This window comes from Neobacillus camarae, from assembly GCF_054950115.1.
Genome location: NZ_JBUCKX010000001.1, coordinates 118,213 through 135,100, shown reverse-complemented (window position 1 = coordinate 135,100; position 16,888 = coordinate 118,213). Strand labels below are relative to the sequence as shown.

Sequence of the window (16,888 nt, the reverse complement as noted above, 5' to 3'; positions counted from 1 at the left end):
CAAATGTTCCGTGTTGTTGTTCTATTAGCTTTCACCTATTTGTTTTTTTATTTGCACCTGTCCGGAAATATTTCGAAATACATCAACATGAAATATTCCTTTCTGTCCTACAGCATGATTTACGCCTTATTCTTTCTCACAATCGTCGAAGGAATCAGGTGGTATATGTCTGATAAAAAAAAGGGCAAAGAATCGGACTGTCATGAATGCCATCACGACCACCCTAACCATGACCATCATCATGAACATGAATCAAAAAAACCTTCTTTAGGTAAAAGGATGAAAAGGATGGTTTCCTATACTATGGTGATTATTCCCGCCCTTACAGGTGTCCTTTTGCCAGTTGCTACCCTTGACTCCCAATTAGTTAATGCCAAAGGATTTAGTTTTCCAACGTTGGAGGACGGGGCAGACAAATACGGGATGCACCAAATTTTAAATCCTGATATGAGTCAATTCCTGGGCAAAGATGGATTTCTGGAGCTGGTCAGCAAGGAATTCAAATCCTATAAAGGCCAGGACAACATTACCTTAACGGATGAAGACTACCTAAAAGGGTTAGAGGTCATCTACAACTACTCCGGAGAATTTGCCGGAAAGACACTCACGATGAAGGGTTTTTCTTATAACGGACCAGGACTCAACAGCAACCAAATTTTCCTATTCCGGTTTGGAATCATTCACTGTATCGCCGATTCTGGCGTGTTCGGCATGCTTATCCAGTTTCCGGAGGATGTCCACATCCCGAATGACCAGTGGTATCAGGTGACAGGAACAGTGGACACGATGTATTACCAGCCGTTTAAAATGAAAATTCCCGTATTAAAAGTAACCGATTATAAAACCATCGCGCAGCCTAAAGATGCTTATGTTTACCGAAACAGCTTTTAATTCAGTTGGCCAAACCCAAAAAAACCTTCCACTACAACTATGGTGGAAGGTTTTTTGGTTTATCGATTCTTCTTCTTGTACTTTATCCTGACAATGGCAATAATGAAGTAAGAAATAACATACAAAAGGCAGGGATAATAGTGAAATATGTTCAGTTAAAACATGATTTGATTCCCCCTATTGCGCTTGGAACCTGGTCATGGGGAACGGGCACGAATGGCGGCGATAAAGTTTTCGGGAACACTTTGTCAGAGGAAGATTTGAAACCAGTTTATGAGGCGGCAATGGCAGCTGGGCTGAATTTATGGGATACAGCGGCCGTTTATGGTATGGGGGCATCAGAAACCATCTTGGGTCAATTCATCCAAGAGGATCATCGCAGCGTGTTGATATCCACCAAATTTACCCCGCGTGATGAACAGCCGGATAATGCGGTCGAGGAAATGCTGAACCAAAGCTTTAACCGGCTTGGAATCGATCATGCGGATATCTATTGGATCCACAATCCGAGAGATGTGGAAAAATGGACTTCGAAATTGATTCCCCTGATGAAAAGCGGCAAGGTAATGCATGCTGGTGTATCCAATCATAATCTGCAGGAAATCAAGTTGGCTGCCTCCATTCTCGAAAAAGAAGGTTTGGAGCTCTCTGCCGTGCAAAACCATTACAGCCTGCTTTATCGTTCATCAGAAGAAGCTGGCATTATTGATTATTGCCGTGAGCAGCAAATCGTTTTCTTTTCCTACATGGTATTGGAACAAGGAGCTTTAACAGGTGCATATAGTTCCAAAAATCCGTTTAAGTCTGGAACAAGGCGCGGCGATACCTTCACCGCTGAAGTTCTCTCCAAGCTGGACCGATTAATTGATGTCATGAATGAAATTGGCCATAAGCATGGAGCCGACCCCGCTGCTGTCGCTATTGCCTGGTCGATGGCCAAAGGGACAGTTCCGATTATTGGTGTCACTAAGCCCAAACATATTGAGGGGGCCATAACTGCCTCCAATGTGGCATTAACAGAAGCTGAAATCAAAGAGTTGGAAACGGCAGCCAAGGCAACGGGCGTTGAAATCAGAGGCGGCTGGGAAAAGAGTATGGTTTAATATAGCTGAAGCAGCAGGACATGTTCCACATCAGTGGAAACATGTCCTCTTTTTTTGGGCACTTTTCAGATATTGGAATTTATTGTTCATTAAAATCGCTAGTTTTTTATATTAGTATAGTTTTATAAGGACCGGCAAGAAGCCTGTTCAACAAAACACCGTTTGTCGTAATGTAAACGTTTCTAGCCTATTTATCGGAGGGAGTCTTGCATGCTTAAAAAAGTCACCATCACTTGGTTTTCATTTACCTTAATTCTATGCTTAAATCTTCCACTTTCCCTGCTGGAGCTGGAAGAAGCAGAAGCCTCCTCTTACAATGAATTGGCAGAACGCCCCTTTATGGGCTGGAGCAGCTGGAGTTCTATCCGGAGGCACCCTACAGAGCAAAAAATCAAAACCGCTGCTGACATTATCGCTGCAAAGTTCAAGTCTCACGGCTATCAATACGTGAACCTGGACGATTATTATATGTTGGATTGGACCACAACCGTTGATCTCTATGGCCGATGGGCAGTGGATTCGAAAAAATTCCCGAACGGCATGAAAGCAGTTGGTGATTATATCCACAGCAAGGGTTTAAAATTTGGCCTGTATGTCACCCTGGGTATCCCCAAAGGCGCGGTCAAACAAAACACGCCGATTGAAGGAACACCCTACCATGCTAAAGATATCGTCGACCTGAGCAAAGGGCAGAAAGTAAATTTTAATTTTCAAAATATGTATTCAATCGATTATTCAAAACCCGGAGCGCAGGAGTACATCGATTCCTGGGCTAACCTGTTCGCCTCCTATGGGGTAGATTATTTAAAAATAGACGGTGTCCGCAACCAAGATATGGCGGATGTCGAGGCTTGGGCCAAAGCCCTGAAAAAAACAGGGAGACCGATTCATGTCGAGTTATCCAATAATCTGGACATCAAACACACAGCCGTATGGCAGGAATTATCAAATGGCTGGCGAACCGACCACGATGTCGAAAGCTACGGAAAACCGACCCTGACCGATTGGGAACATGTTTTGAGAAGATTTTCCGATGCCGCCCAATGGCAGCCATATGCCGGACCGGGTGGCTGGAATGACTTTGACTCCCTCAATGTGGCGAATGGAAGCAAAGACGGCCTGACAAAGGAAGAAAAACGTTCCTATGTCTCACTATGGGCCATTGCCGCTTCGCAGTTTGTTATTGGAAACGACCTGACCAAACTGGACGACTACGGTATCAGCCTGCTGACAAATGACGAAATACTGGCTGCAAACCAAAGCGGCGTGGCTGGGAAACGTTTATACAGCAAGTCTGGCATCCAGGTATTTTACCAGTCACTGCCGGATGGTTCCTACAATATCGGCCTCTTTAATGTTGATACCGATAAAAGAAAGGCAAGCGTTACCTGGTCAGATTTTGGGATTCAAGGTTCTGTCGCTGTTCGGGACATGTGGAATCACTCAGATTTAGGAACCATGGATTCAGGTTTTTCCGCCAATCTTCCTGCACATGGATCCCGGATGATCCATGTGGTTCCGGCTTCTTCGCTTACGGTTTCCCCAAAAAGCGGGGCATCCGAAGTCGCCCCTTCCCATGTCAAGCTCCGTTGGGAAACGCAAACCGGTACGGACGGTTACCATGTATTAGTAGCTGAAGATCCCTATTTTAAAAAAATCATCATGAACGAAACGGTTATTACTGAGACATCCGATGTGAAGGATCTTAAGCCCGATTCCGATTACTATTGGAAGGTTTCTGCCATTGCCGGCAAAACGGAATCCTCCATTGGAAGCTATTCTTTTTCTACAAAAATGACTAGCACGCCAGCCAAACCTGACTGGATGATGGCAGACAGGAAGAACAAAGAAGATGTTGAACTCACCTGGAATCCTTCCCTCGGAGGGGTTTCGTATACCGTCTATCGCAAAAAAATAAATCTATTCGGATTAAGCAGCGAGTCCCAACCCATAGCCACCCATCTCACCGAACCACATTTCACGGATGGCGCGGCAGTTCAAGAAAACGGCAGCCGCTACGTATACACAGTAGCCGCCACCAACGCCAATGGGGAAAGCGCAAAATCTTCTGAAGCGAATATTGACAGGCCATCATCTGTCCAAAACTTGCTTCCTTATCTGATTTTAATCATTCTTTCTAGCTTTGGTATAATCTATATTCTTAACAGACGGAGAAATAATTCATTGCCAGCTTGATTCACTTGGCGTCACAGCGTTCAGAGCATTGTGACGCCGTTTTTTTATACGAGAATTTTGCCCCCTATCCCCTGTCGTTCAAAAGTTCGCCATAACATTTCGAACAAACTTTGAACTTATCACTATTGCCATGTTTTTTACCGTGTAAATTTTATATATTAATGGTGTAAAGAAAAACAAAAGAAATTAAGGGGTGCAAAACTTATGTTTAACAAATTTTTAAGAGAAAACAAATACGCTGCTATCATTCTTACGGTTTTACGTTTATATCTTGGCTATTCTTGGTTCACTGGTGGAATTGGTAAATTAACAGGAGGATTTGATGCTTCCGGCTTCCTGAAAGGTGCCATCGCTAATCCGGTTAAAGGTCCAGATGGCGCAGTAGTTTTTGGCTGGTACGTTGAATTCCTAAAAGGAATCGCACTGCCAAATGTCCATGTGTTTAACTTTATCGTTCCTTGGGGCGAAACATTGATCGGTTTAGGATTGATTCTAGGCTGCTTAACAACAGCTGCCATGTTCTTCGGATTGTTCATGAACTTCATGTTCTTCTTGGCAGGTACCGTATCTCACAACCCTAGAGACATCTTCTTAGGCTTCATCATCTTAACAGCAGGTTATAATGCCGGCAGAATCGGTTTGGACCGCTGGGTAGTTCCATTCATTAGAAAATTCGCAGGCAAAAATGCCAGTGTTGAAAAATCAAAAGCTACGGCTTAACCATAGCATGTCAAAAGACGATTCGGGTACCCGAATCGTCTTTTTTTGTCATCACTATTCTCACTAAATCCTAATCTGAATATCCTGCTTCCTACATTTATGAGGATAATCCTGGCACCTTAGGCAAAAATAAACGAAAACATTCTAAATGGTGCTATATATGGCTAATCTTTTCAAACCCAAAAAACGAAAACTTACAATCAAACCGATATCAGAGCTAAAAAAAGGCCACCAAACAACTAAACCAGAAAAAAGTGAGCAATCTGAAGACTGGGAAAAAGAACTTTCCCAATCAAATGATTACAAAAAAACCTTCTATATCAATCAAAAGTCAGGCAAAAAGTTTCACTTTACCTTTTTGTCTACACTTGTTGAAGAAAAAGTGCTGGATAATAATGCACTTCCTCCTCTGCTGGAGGGAGAATTTTATCAGATAGCTGATGTGAAAAAACTCCTTCCGGTGGCGGATGTCGAGATATCCCGCAAGATAGAGGATATACCCCAAAAACTGCTTGATGGATATGTGATGCTCACAATGGAAGGCGACACAAGTGAGTTCGCCTTCATCTCCTCACAAAAACAGGTAGTCCGATCGGTTACAGCACCAGAAATTGAATTTAGCGTCGTCGGTCCAAAAGAAGCGTTTGTCGAAGCGATTGGGCAAAACATCAATCTAATTCGAAAACGACTACCTGTCAAGGAACTGATTTCTGAAGAATTCACGGTCGGAAAGTTATCAAAAACAAAGGTAGCCGTCCTATATATCGATGGGATTACAAACCAGGAAATGATCAATACGGTCAAGCAGCGGATTACCGATATTGAAAAAGATGAAATAGCGGACAGTTCATATTTTACTCAAATGATTTCAGATAATGGGAATTCCCCTTTTCCACAACTGCTCGATACAGAAAGGCCGGACCGTGTGTCTTCCAGCCTTGCTGAAGGGAAAGTGGTGATCTTAGTGGATGGCTCGCCCCATGCACTAATCGGTCCCACCTCTTTGACAGAGTTCTTCAATTCATTTGAGGATTATTTTCTTAACTGGATTCTCGCAACTTTTATCCGATTGATCCGGTTATTTTCCGTTACTTTTTCCATTATGGTTACACCGCTATATGTTGCGGTGGTCACGTATCACTATGAAATGATCCCAAAAGACTTGCTGATCACCTTGGTTACCTCGAGGCGTGTCGTTCCCTTCCCGCCAATACTTGAAGTGTTATTTTTGGAAGTCACGATTGAACTTTTACGGGAAGCAGGCGCAAGACTACCTACCAAGGTCGGCCAGACAATCGGTATCGTGGGCGGTATTGTGCTGGGGACAGCTTCGGTTGAGGCGGGGCTGACAAGTAATGTTCTGTTAATCTTGATTGCTCTTTCTGCCCTTGCCTCCTTTACCACACCTGTCTATCAAATGAGCAATACCATCCGGATTTTGAGATTTCCCATTCTCATCATGGCCGAAGTCTGGGGATTGCTAGGAATAACGATTGCGTTTTGTTTTTTACTGACCCATCTGCTGCGGCTTACTTCATTGGGACTTCCGTTTATGGAGCCGATTTTTCCGCTTAGGTTGAAAGACTTTAAAGATGCCCTATTCCGGCTTCCATTAAAAAGTCAAGCATCCAGGCCGCAGTTTCTGAGGACCCATGATTCCAGCCGGTTTAGCAAGGAGAAGGCACAAAAAAAGAAGGATATTGATGAATAGACGGAAGGAAGAGAAGGTATGATGCAGGGTTCCGTTCAGGAAAGATTTCAAATATCATCATTTTTGGCCACATATGTGATTGTTTCCATGCAAATCGGAATAGGTGTCCTCGGTTTTCAACGGATCATCGCCAAAGATGCAGGAGCCGATGCCTGGATTTCTGTTCTCGGTGCTGGCTTGACCATTCACCTGATTGTATGGATGATGTATAAAATTTGTGAGATGGTCGATGGAGATGTCATGGTTGCCAATGTTTATATGTTTGGAAAAATCATCGGCAACACCATCAATACCTTTTTTATCTTCTATTACATGACCACCTGTGTCGGGATACTCGGCGGCCTGATTGAAATTATCCGAACATGGATGTTTCAAGATTTACACCCGTTTTGGTTTGCAATCGTCTATTTGATATTAGGGATCTACATTGTCTATGGGGGTTTTCGGACTGTAGCAGGAATCTCATTTTTGGGACTGGTTATCCCCTCTTATTTACTGTTCTCCTTTGGTTTCGCCCTTAGGTATGGGGATTTTACTAACTTGAATCCCATTTTAGACCATTCATTCATCAATATGATAAAAAGCGGATACCATATGGCACTAAGCTTTCTCGGGTTTGAGGTTATCCTATTTTTTTATCCATATATTAAAAAACCGGAGCAATCCAAAAGGTCGGTTCATATCGGGATTTTGGCGACCACTATCATTTATGCGGGATTAGCTGTCGTTAGCTTTGCCTATTTTCCACCGGGACTGCTGGAAAAATCCATTTGGGCCACATTGGAAATGTGGAAAATTGTCAGGGTTCCCATTCTGGAGAGGTTCGAGTATCTGGGAATTGCCAACTGGGCTCTAATCATTCTCCCCAATATCGCCATCTCGCTTTGGGCTGCCAGCCGGATTTTCAAACGGGTCTATCATGTGAGTCAAAGGAAATCGGTCCTTTTTATTGCTTTGGCCTGTTTAATCATCGTAGTTCCGATTTCAACGCGTGAAAGGCTGGAAATAGTATTAGACTATACGGCGACCATAGGTTTTATGATAGCTTATGGTTACACACCCATTTTGTTTTTGTTACTTCTTATTAAAAAGAAGGTGACATCAAAGTGAAGAAAATCTTCTTCTTCCCCACTTTGCTCTTATCCATTTCCTTACTGAATGGATGCGTGGAAAAAAAAGTCATTGATGATGTGAATATTGCCACAGGGATTGGCATTGATAAAAGCGGAAATCAATTCCTAGGTAGTATCATGATTCCCGTGTTTAAACCCGACAAGTCCTTTGGTAATTTTACCTTTTCCGCCAAAGGGGAGGTCATTAGAGATTTAGTATCTGAAATGCAGAAAAAAGCGTCACAGCCAATTGTCAGCGGCAGCCTCGATATTGCCCTATTTGGCGAGAAAGTGGCACGAGAGGGAATCATCCAAACACTCGATGTCTTCCTTCGCGATCCCAGCGTTGGCGCCAGGGTCTATTTGGCCGTTGTGGATGGGAAAGCTATCAATATTTTTGAAGGGACATACGGGGACCGGGGGAACGCCCAATATCTTAGCCAGTTAATGGAACATAATATGATGAGACAAAACTTGCCGATCACGAATCTTCACCGTTTTTTGGCCGCGTTTTACTCAGAAGGGCAGGACCCCTATTTGCCAGTGCTTAAGAAAAACCAGCGTAATCTGGTCAGCATATCAGGTTTAGCCCTCTTCAAGGACGACAAAGTGGCAGCTATTCTTCCAGAAAATAAAATGTATTATTTTAAGCTGCTTGTCGATAGAAAAACGTTGGGTTCCGTTATGGTAAAAGAGGTTCATGGAGAATCGACTATTAGAACACTCAATTCCAAGAGAAAAATCCGGCTGGCAAAAAGAAATCCATATGAATTTACCATTAAGATTAAAATAAAGGGAATCTTGACTGAACATCAAGAAAGGATCCTTGGGAAAGGCGAAACCACGAAAATTGAAAAGCAGCTAGAGAAACAAGTGGCGGAAGAGTGTTTAAAAATGATTCAAACATTTCAAATGAAAAACATTGACCCAGTCGGTTTTGGTCACATTGCTAAAACCAAGACCAGAAATTTTGACTTTAAAAAATGGAATGACGACTATAAAAATGCCCAATTTAAAGTAAGCGCTGATGTAGAATTAGTGGGGCACGGAGTGGTCGAGTAACGAATCGATATGGAATAATGAGCCCCCAACATACCATATTAGATAATAAAGAGGTGAATTCAGTGGGATTTTTCAATCGAAATGAAACCAAGACCAAAGCAAAAAGTAAATGCCCCGTATGCCGCGGCAAAGGGTATCACTCTTTTGCCGGGAGTGATTTTTTCAATGCAGAGCATGAGCTTTGTTCCAGCTGCAATAATAACAGTGATAACAGCAGTTTATTTACAAAGTGGAAATGAACGGGCAATTATTTTTAAATCATTATGAAAGAAACCGCTGAATTTCATTCAGCGGTTTTCTTTCTGACTGCAATATCGACGAATTCTTTATATTGCCCAATCTCCATTGCGGAAAATTGGCACAACGGTGCCGTCTTGTTTAATGCCGTCAATATTCATTTGGGCAGAACCAATCATGAAGTCCACGTGGACGGTTGAAGTGTTCATGCCATTCTTTAATAGTTCTTCTTCGCTCATTTTAGTACCGCCCTGGATGGTGGTTGGGTATGCGGCTCCAATCGCTAGGTGGTTGGACGCATTCTCATCAAACAGGGTATTTAAGAAGATGACGCCAGATTGAGAAATTGGTGATGGATCCGGAACCAAGGCCACTTCCCCTAAGCCAGTGCCGCCTTCGTTGTCAAAAACAAGCTTCTTGATGGTTTCGTCCCCTTTTTCAGCGGAGATGTCAACGATTTTACCGTCCTTAAAGTGTACCTCAATTCCCTCGATTAACGTGCCAGCATAGCTGAGCGGTTTGGTGCTTCGAACGACACCATCCATGCGGTGAGTATCAGGAGCTGTATAGACTTCCTCTGTCGGCATGTTGGCAATGAATTCGTCCCCTTTTGGACTTTTGCTCTCGGCACTTAACCAAATGTGATTTTTAGGCAGGCCCAACGTTAAATCGGTGCCAGGTGCGGTGTAGTGCAGGGCATTAAATTGAATTTCATTTAATTTGGCCGCTTTCTCGTTTAACGTTGCTTTATGCTCATCCCATGCAGCAACCGGGTCCTCTTCATAAACGCGGCATGTTTTAAAAATTTGGTCCCAAAGCGCATCGACTTGTTCTTCCGTAGTGGCCAAATCCGGAAACACTTTGGCTGCCCATCCGGCGCCGGCCGCAGCCGCGACAGTCCATTTCAAGTCATCATTTTGAGTGGCCACACGCTGGGCTTTGAATGCTTTTCCAGCCACATTTTGATAAGCGGCAATTTTGGCAGGTTCCACTTCATTCAAAAGGCCCGGGTCACTCGATAGTATCGATAAACGGCTTACGCGGTGATTCAATACATGGTCTTCTGATTCCTGAATTTCGTAGTCAGGAATGTCAGTCAGTACCTCTACAGGCTGGTGTATGTAATGGAGCTTGGTGATATCGTCATCCGACCATTTCACAATGACCTTTTCAGCCCCTAATGCATAGGCTTCTTTCGTAACCAAGCGGGCAAGCGGAGCCTGATCAACTGTAATAGTCATTTTTACCCAATCACCCGGTTGAACATTAATCCCTTTAGCCACTAACAACCTGGCATACTTCTGCAAATTCTCATTAAAATTAGGCAGCACCATAAATTACCTCCAATATTAGATTACAACCTCTATACTAGCACAGTTAAACAAAAATTTCCGCATAGGGCAAAAGGGGCCTGTCCCCCGGCCTATTAACACATTGACGCACCGGGGGACAGGCCCCCAACCCACTAACGCATTAACGCACTGGGGGACAGGCCCCCAACCCACTAACGCATTAACGCATCGGGGGACAGGCCCCATCTCGCCCCTACTGGCCTTGTTCAAGAGTTTGCCATAAGATTTCGAACAAAGTTTGAACTTATCACTATTGCCATGTTTTTTATAGTTAAATCTTATATATTAATAGTGTAAAGAGAAAACAAAAGAAATTAAGGGGTGCAAAACTTATGTTTAACAAATTTTTAAGAGAAAACAAATACGCTGCTATCATTCTTACGGTTTTACGTTTATATCTTGGTTATTCTTGGTTCACTGGTGGTATTGGTAAATTAACAGGCGGATTTGATGCTTCTGGCTTCTTGAAAGGTGCCATCGCCAATCCTGTGAAGGGTCCTGATGGCGCAGTAGTTTTTGGCTGGTACGTTGACTTCTTGAAAGGAATCGCACTGCCAAACGTCCACGTGTTTAACTTTATCGTTCCTTGGGGCGAAACATTGATCGGTTTAGGATTGATTCTAGGCTGCTTAACAACAGCTGCCATGTTCTTCGGCTTATTCATGAACTTCATGTTCTTCTTGGCAGGTACCGTATCTCACAACCCTAGAGACATCTTCTTAGGCTTCATCATCTTAACAGCAGGCTACAATGCCGGCAGAATCGGTTTAGACCGCTGGGTCGTTCCATTCATCAGAAAGTTCACTACTAAGAATGCAGGTGCTGAAAAACCGAAAGTAACAGCTTAAGCGTACACAGAAAGACGATTCGGTCACACGAATCGTCTTTCTTTTTTCTTAGATTGAATTCATACGCCTAACTCTCCGACAATGACCTAATCTTCCTGAGGGACGGAAACCAATACATCCATAGCCCTGCGATGATAATGGTACCGATGCCGCCAATGAAGGCAGCTCCCACAGGCCCGATAAACCCGGCCAGCGTGCCGGATTCAAACTCCCCCAACTGGTTGGAGGTTCCGATAAACAACGAGTTCACCGCGTTCACACGTCCCCTCATCTCATCGGGTGTTTGCAGCTGCACCAAGGATGACCGGATAACAACGCTAATCACATCGGATCCCCCGATGAGGAACAAGGCGACCATCGAGACAACGAGATTAGTGGAAATCGCAAACAGCATCGTCGCCAAGCCAAAGACGGCAAGAGCACCGAACAACTTAAGGCCCACCGCCTTTTGAAGCGGAAAATAAGCCAGAAAAATCGAGACAATCAGCGCCCCTACGGCTGGTGCTGTCCGCATCAATCCCAAGCCCCAAGGACCGACATGTAAAATGTCTTGGGCAAAAATCGGCAATAGCGCGGTCGCCCCACCCAGCAATACAGCAAATAAATCAAGCGAAATCGTACCTAAAATAATCGGATGTTTATAAACAAATTCCAATCCCATAAGCATGGACCGTACCGTAATCGGTTCTGCTTTACGGAAAGGCGGCTGCTCTATTTTTATTAAAAATGTCAGTATTGTAGCAGCCAACAAGGCGGCAGTCGCGGTACTGTATACAAAGTTGGGCCCCAAGGAAAACAGGACGCCGCCAAGCGTCGGACCCAAAATTTGTGCGGTTTGTCCCGCCATCGTAGTCAATGAGATTGCCTGCGCCAAAATTGACTTTGACACCAGCTGCGGCAAAAGAGCCGAGGATGTCGGGCCCTCAAACGCCCGGCAGGCGCCGATAATCGCGGCCGCAAGCAAGATTTTCTCACGGTCAAGCCAGCCCGCCATATTTCCGTATAACAAAAGGGCTGCCACGATGCCTTCCACAAGCAAGCACAAATACACAATTCTCCGGCGGTCGAACCGGTCGGCCGCCTGACCGACAACCAAGGTCAGCATCACCATGGGGATAAACTGGGCAAGCCCTACTAATCCAAGACTAAATGCATCGTGAGTTAAATCGTACATTTGCCAGCCAATGGCCACAGACAACATTTGAAAAGAGGTTGAAGACAATATCCGTCCAGTCCAGTAATTGGCAAAAGACGGCTTCTTAAGAAGGGAATTTCCTGTTTGAACCAAGATGTAACACACGTCCTTTAATAAAAATAAGTAGAAGTTGCAACGCTGCTGTCCCCCGTATTTACGTGACCTGCCTCATTTTATTAAAAATCCTTCAGTCCTGTAAAACCAACCTGCCACCAAACCCTTCCACACGATTTCTCCCCTTGGACTTGGATTGATAAAGTGCACGGTCTGCCATTTCTATTAACTCCCCCGTCTCGTCCATGTTTTGAACCTCGCCTGTTGCGAAGCCAATACTCACAGTAACCCGATTGGCGAAAGGGGAATATTCGTGGGGAATTTCCATTTCAAAAATGGTGCTTCTTATCTTTTCAGCAAGTCGATCGATGTCTTCACTCGCCATGTCAAATACAGCGATAACAAATTCTTCTCCTCCATAGCGGGCCGTCATACTGCCTGACGCCTTCATGCAGACTTGAATGGCTTGTGCCACCCTTTCGATGCTTTTATCTCCTTCAAGATGTCCATAGTTATCGTTGAACAATTTAAAGGCATCGATATCAAGCATGAGGATGGAGAGTTTTCGCTTGGTCTGGCTTAGGGTCAACGTTTCTTGGATATATTGCTGGAAGCCTCTCCTGTTGGGAATCTTAGTCAACTCATCCAAAACAGCCATTTGCTTTAACTGCTCATTGGCGACAGCCAGTTCCCAATTCATTTTTTCAATTTCCTGATTTTTTGCAGCAAGATTCTGATTGGTTTCTGTCAAAAGCAATTTATTAAAAAAATTCGTTGCATTACTAATATACAACATCCTCGAAGCCAACCAACAGAAAAATAAAAAGACAGAAAGATTAATATAATGCCCCATCAAGATGGCATTCGATTCCTGGAAAAAAGGCAAGCCCATAAGCAAGAGCAAAATAGATGGTAAGTATACTGTGAGAATGGTCCGGTTCGAGGCATGAAAAAGAACGGAAACGCACATAAAATTCACAGCAAAAGCCATCACATGCCCATAACTCTTTTGATCAGCCAAAGTCACCGCCGCACCCCATACCAAAAAGAAACTGACAAAACTCAATACCCCAAAATGAAACCTCCTGTATTGACGTTCCGAAGAGGAGTCCCCTTTTTCAAACCTGCGGATATAATGGAGCATAAGAGCACTCATCACCAACAAAACGCAATATAAAACCAGGTAGATATTCAAAACCCATCTTCCTTGGTTAGCCAATACATTCATGAGGATTAGAATCATTTCAAATAAAATAACGATACCAGCAAAAAGCTTGCATCGCTTCAAGTTCTCTGTAAATAAATGTTTTTCCAGAAGAAGTTGCTTATCGCGGGAAACTTTTGGGATCGCAAATGGAAATTTTATCTTCATTTCTTAATGCCTCGTTTTCCTCTTCCAAATCTAACTTTGTGCAAAAAAAGACCTGATCGCCTCGTTTACCTTTTCGTCCTGTTCAATTGTCAATCCATGACCAGCGTTTGGAATTAACTGAGTGGTAACGGTCGGCATTAGCTGATTGGCCCTTTCAAGCATCTTAACAGGATTATAAATGACTTCATATTCCCCTACAAGCAACAAAGTGTCCATCGTCAGATTTTGCAGCTCCTCGTTGGTAAAAACGGTCGGGGTAACCCGTTGGCAAGGGACACAATTCATTCCGGAAACAATAAATTGACGGAAAATCTTTTCGCATTTTTCATCCGGCTGAAAGCCTGGACTGACAAACCATTCGATTTCTTTCTGGATCCGTGATTCTGAAGGAAATAGGATGGCAGGAAATACTTTGAAAAAGAACTTGGGGGTAACCTTGGTAATTCCCGATGCCGGAGCGAACAAAACCAGCTTTTTTACCTTTTCCGGAACATGAATCGCATAATTCATGGACAGCCACCCGCCCATGGAGTGTCCGGCAAAAACGGCGGAAGAAATCTTTAGGCCCGCCATGACATCATTCAGCCAATCAACAGGGTCTTGACGCGTTTTCATGATGGATTTTACTTTCCCCTTTCCTACGTCACCAATGGTATCCAGTGCATACACCCGAAACCGGCTGGCAAGGAACTCCATATTGGGGTACCACATCGTCGCACTGAACGTCATTCCATGGATGAGAATCAGGGGTTCAGCATCTTTCGGTCCGGCGGCCACGACGTGCGTCTCGCCAAAACAGGTGGGGACCATCAACTCTTCGTAAGGCACCGGCCATAACTCCAACGCTTCATCATAGGCTTGTACAAAAGATTCCTGATTGCCGTTTTTTCTAAAAATCGTCAACTGATCAGACATAAAGCACCGCCCTGGTTAGGATATAAATAGAAAACATTTCCATATCACTATTATACCATAGGCCAAAAGGAGCAGTGCTTTAGTTTAATAGATTAACCCTATTTTAATGATGAAAATAATCATAAGCATTCTTCGCTAACAATAAAAAGGTGACGAAGATAAACAATGCACGGACATAGCCACTTCCGCGCTTAATGGCAAATCGGGAGCCGCAAACCGCGCCGGCCAATTGCGCAATTCCCATGGGAATTCCATACGCATAATTAACCTGTCCCAAAATCATGAACATCACCAAGGCGGCAATATTACTGCCAAAGTTTAAAAACTTCGCATTTCCGGCCGCTTTAAGAAAATCAAACCCAACCATTAAAAAGGCAAAGATTAAAAAGGAACCAGTTCCGGGGCCGATAAATCCATCATAAAAACCAATGGCAAAGATTAATATGACAAAAATGATATAGCGGCGGACCGATAATTCTTTTCGGGTTGATGTGGTGCCCAAATCTTTCTTGAAAATCGTGTAAAGGGCAACGGCCGCCAGCATGACCAGCATGAGCGGTTTCAGAAGTTCCGGGTTCATCAAATGGACGACCCATGCCCCAATCATCGACCCAATAAAGGTAAGCGGGAATAACTTATAAACCGACTTTATATCCAACTTGCCGGACCGGTAAAACATAATCGTACTTGTTAAGGAGCCGACAGTCCCTGCCAGTTTATTGGTCGCCACCGCGGCTGCCGGGGGCAGGCCGGTAAACAACAATGCCGGCAGCGCAATCAGTCCGCCGCCTCCCACGACAGAATCAATAAATGCTGCCAAGAAACCAAAAACAAGCAAAATCAATAATAACGATGGATCCAAATCCATAAACATCCTATCAGCCTTCCTATATCCCAGTAAATTTCAAAATGTATACAGTATTCAGTTTATCACTTTTCTCCGGCATCGGAAAATGGAAATGGAGCCAGACCCATTAGCGTATCCCCCACAGAAACACAAAAGGCGATTCGATTTCCGAATCGCCTATATATTTATGAAGATTTAGATGGTCAAGGAAAACATGATGCCCAAATATAAGACTGCAATAAAACAAATCCCAAACAACACGCTTATGATTGGCCTTATTTTTTTAAAACTAACAAAAATCATCATCAGAAAAACAATGGCGATCGCAATCAACAAGCCGGATTGAAACGAAGGAGCAAAATGAATTCCCACAGTGGAACCAATATTTTCTCCCAGCAGCCACTGGACCCATTCCGATGCGCCCTCAAAATTCACGGTAAATTCCACATCGTGCGGCGGGGATAAGGTCCCTAATGCTCCTGTAAAATAAAAAACAAGCAATAAGATAATGCTTTCCCCTCTAATCCATGGTCTCGGGTTAAACTCCGGCCGGTCTAATGATTTTCTCGTTAAGATGCCATTCATAAAAGCAAACAGAAGCACCGGAATGATGCTGAGGTGTTTTAGCAGCAGCATTTGTCCATAAGGGAGGACCCAGGCTTTCGCATAATCCTTTGGTTCAACAACAAATAACATGAGGTTGATTCCGGTTAGGATAATCAGTACGACAAATAAAAAAGCGGTCGGTGTAAACCATCTTAAAAACCTAGGCCAGTTCGACAAATCCTTTGAAAACCAAGCCACATGAATCAGGATGCCAACCCACAATGTCACGAATAAAAAATGGGAACTGTGAAACAAAAATCCTGACCAAAAGGATATGGAGGCAGCATGACTGGCATAACCGACTCCTAAATCCATCAACAAAACCAGCACGGCTTGAATGTATTTAGGTGCGTTTAACACAATGGCCAGCCACAAGAACACAGCCATAAACGCAATAAAAATCCATGCCTTCCCGACTTCAAAATTTAAGATAACCGATTGGATGGCTGACGCCATACCTACTACATGAATAAAATAACTGATCGTTGGAACGATGGGCACAAACGTGAAAATAATAATTCCCAGTGTGGAAAGCAATAAAACGGGTTTGGCAATTTCGATCTTGGGCTTCCTCGTTTCAGGTACAAATTGCAAGGCAACATGGCCTGCAAGAATCGAAAACAGCAGGTAATTCGCCAACTCCGCGATTGGGATAATATAGTTCATC

14 protein-coding genes are annotated in these 16,888 nt (G+C 43.7%); 8 read left to right on the top strand and 6 right to left on the bottom strand.

Annotated features, from left to right (window positions below):
• Positions 1-3 precede the first annotated feature (3 nt).
• From ACY8D0_RS00600 to ACY8D0_RS00570, 7 genes are all read left to right on the top strand, one after another.
• Positions 4-891, top strand: coding sequence for a TIGR03943 family putative permease subunit (locus ACY8D0_RS00600; RefSeq protein WP_462408581.1), 888 nt, complete (start codon positions 4-6; stop codon positions 889-891).
• A 140-nt stretch (positions 892-1,031) separates the two neighbouring features.
• Positions 1,032-1,994, top strand: coding sequence for an aldo/keto reductase (locus tag ACY8D0_RS00595; RefSeq protein ID WP_462408580.1), 963 nt, complete (start codon positions 1,032-1,034; stop codon positions 1,992-1,994).
• A gap of 210 nt (positions 1,995-2,204) precedes the next feature.
• The gene (locus ACY8D0_RS00590) at positions 2,205-4,190 is read left to right on the top strand and encodes a glycoside hydrolase family 27 protein (protein ID WP_462408579.1); all 1,986 of its coding nucleotides are present in this window, start codon (positions 2,205-2,207) and stop codon (positions 4,188-4,190) included.
• A 204-nt stretch (positions 4,191-4,394) separates the two neighbouring features.
• Positions 4,395-4,910: a DoxX family membrane protein gene (locus ACY8D0_RS00585; protein WP_462408578.1), complete on the top strand. Its 516-nt coding sequence runs from the start codon at positions 4,395-4,397 to the stop codon at positions 4,908-4,910.
• 160 nt (positions 4,911-5,070) lie between these two features.
• Positions 5,071-6,621 carry a spore germination protein gene (locus ACY8D0_RS00580; protein ID WP_462408577.1) on the top strand — a complete coding sequence of 517 codons (1,551 nt, stop codon included), beginning with the start codon at positions 5,071-5,073 and terminating at the stop codon, positions 6,619-6,621.
• An 18-nt stretch (positions 6,622-6,639) separates the two neighbouring features.
• On the top strand, positions 6,640-7,731 hold the full coding sequence (locus ACY8D0_RS00575; RefSeq protein WP_462408576.1) for a GerAB/ArcD/ProY family transporter: 1,092 nt from the start codon (positions 6,640-6,642) through the stop codon (positions 7,729-7,731).
• The gene (locus tag ACY8D0_RS00570) at positions 7,728-8,795 is read left to right on the top strand and encodes a Ger(x)C family spore germination protein (RefSeq protein WP_462408575.1); all 1,068 of its coding nucleotides are present in this window, start codon (positions 7,728-7,730) and stop codon (positions 8,793-8,795) included. Before ACY8D0_RS00575 ends, ACY8D0_RS00570 begins: the two co-directional genes overlap by 4 nt.
• A gap of 326 nt (positions 8,796-9,121) precedes the next feature.
• Here the strand turns inward: ACY8D0_RS00570 and ACY8D0_RS00565 are convergent, their stop codons facing one another.
• Positions 9,122-10,366: an aminopeptidase gene (locus tag ACY8D0_RS00565; RefSeq protein WP_462408574.1), complete on the bottom strand. Its 1,245-nt coding sequence runs from the start codon at positions 10,364-10,366 to the stop codon at positions 9,122-9,124.
• A gap of 350 nt (positions 10,367-10,716) precedes the next feature.
• On the opposite strand from ACY8D0_RS00565, the gene ACY8D0_RS00560 reads away from it, so the two are divergent.
• A complete protein-coding gene (locus tag ACY8D0_RS00560) occupies positions 10,717-11,232 on the top strand; it encodes a DoxX family membrane protein (RefSeq protein WP_462408573.1) in 516 nt (171 codons plus the stop codon).
• 67 nt (positions 11,233-11,299) lie between these two features.
• Here ACY8D0_RS00560 and ACY8D0_RS00555 read toward each other — a convergent pair whose 3' ends face one another.
• The 5 genes from ACY8D0_RS00555 to ACY8D0_RS00535 form a co-directional block, all read right to left on the bottom strand.
• A complete protein-coding gene (locus tag ACY8D0_RS00555; protein ID WP_462408572.1) occupies positions 11,300-12,520 on the bottom strand; it encodes an MFS transporter in 1,221 nt (406 codons plus the stop codon).
• 94 nt (positions 12,521-12,614) lie between these two features.
• A complete protein-coding gene (locus tag ACY8D0_RS00550; RefSeq protein WP_462408571.1) occupies positions 12,615-13,853 on the bottom strand; it encodes a GGDEF domain-containing protein in 1,239 nt (412 codons plus the stop codon).
• Positions 13,854-13,883: 30 nt separating this feature from the next.
• The gene (locus ACY8D0_RS00545; protein WP_462408570.1) at positions 13,884-14,768 is read right to left on the bottom strand and encodes an alpha/beta fold hydrolase; all 885 of its coding nucleotides are present in this window, start codon (positions 14,766-14,768) and stop codon (positions 13,884-13,886) included.
• Between the two features lie 103 nt (positions 14,769-14,871).
• Positions 14,872-15,642 carry a TSUP family transporter gene (locus tag ACY8D0_RS00540; RefSeq protein WP_462408569.1) on the bottom strand — a complete coding sequence of 257 codons (771 nt, stop codon included), beginning with the start codon at positions 15,640-15,642 and terminating at the stop codon, positions 14,872-14,874.
• Between the two features lie 168 nt (positions 15,643-15,810).
• The gene (locus ACY8D0_RS00535) at positions 15,811-16,887 is read right to left on the bottom strand and encodes a copper resistance D family protein (protein WP_462408568.1); all 1,077 of its coding nucleotides are present in this window, start codon (positions 16,885-16,887) and stop codon (positions 15,811-15,813) included.
• Position 16,888 lies beyond the last annotated feature (1 nt).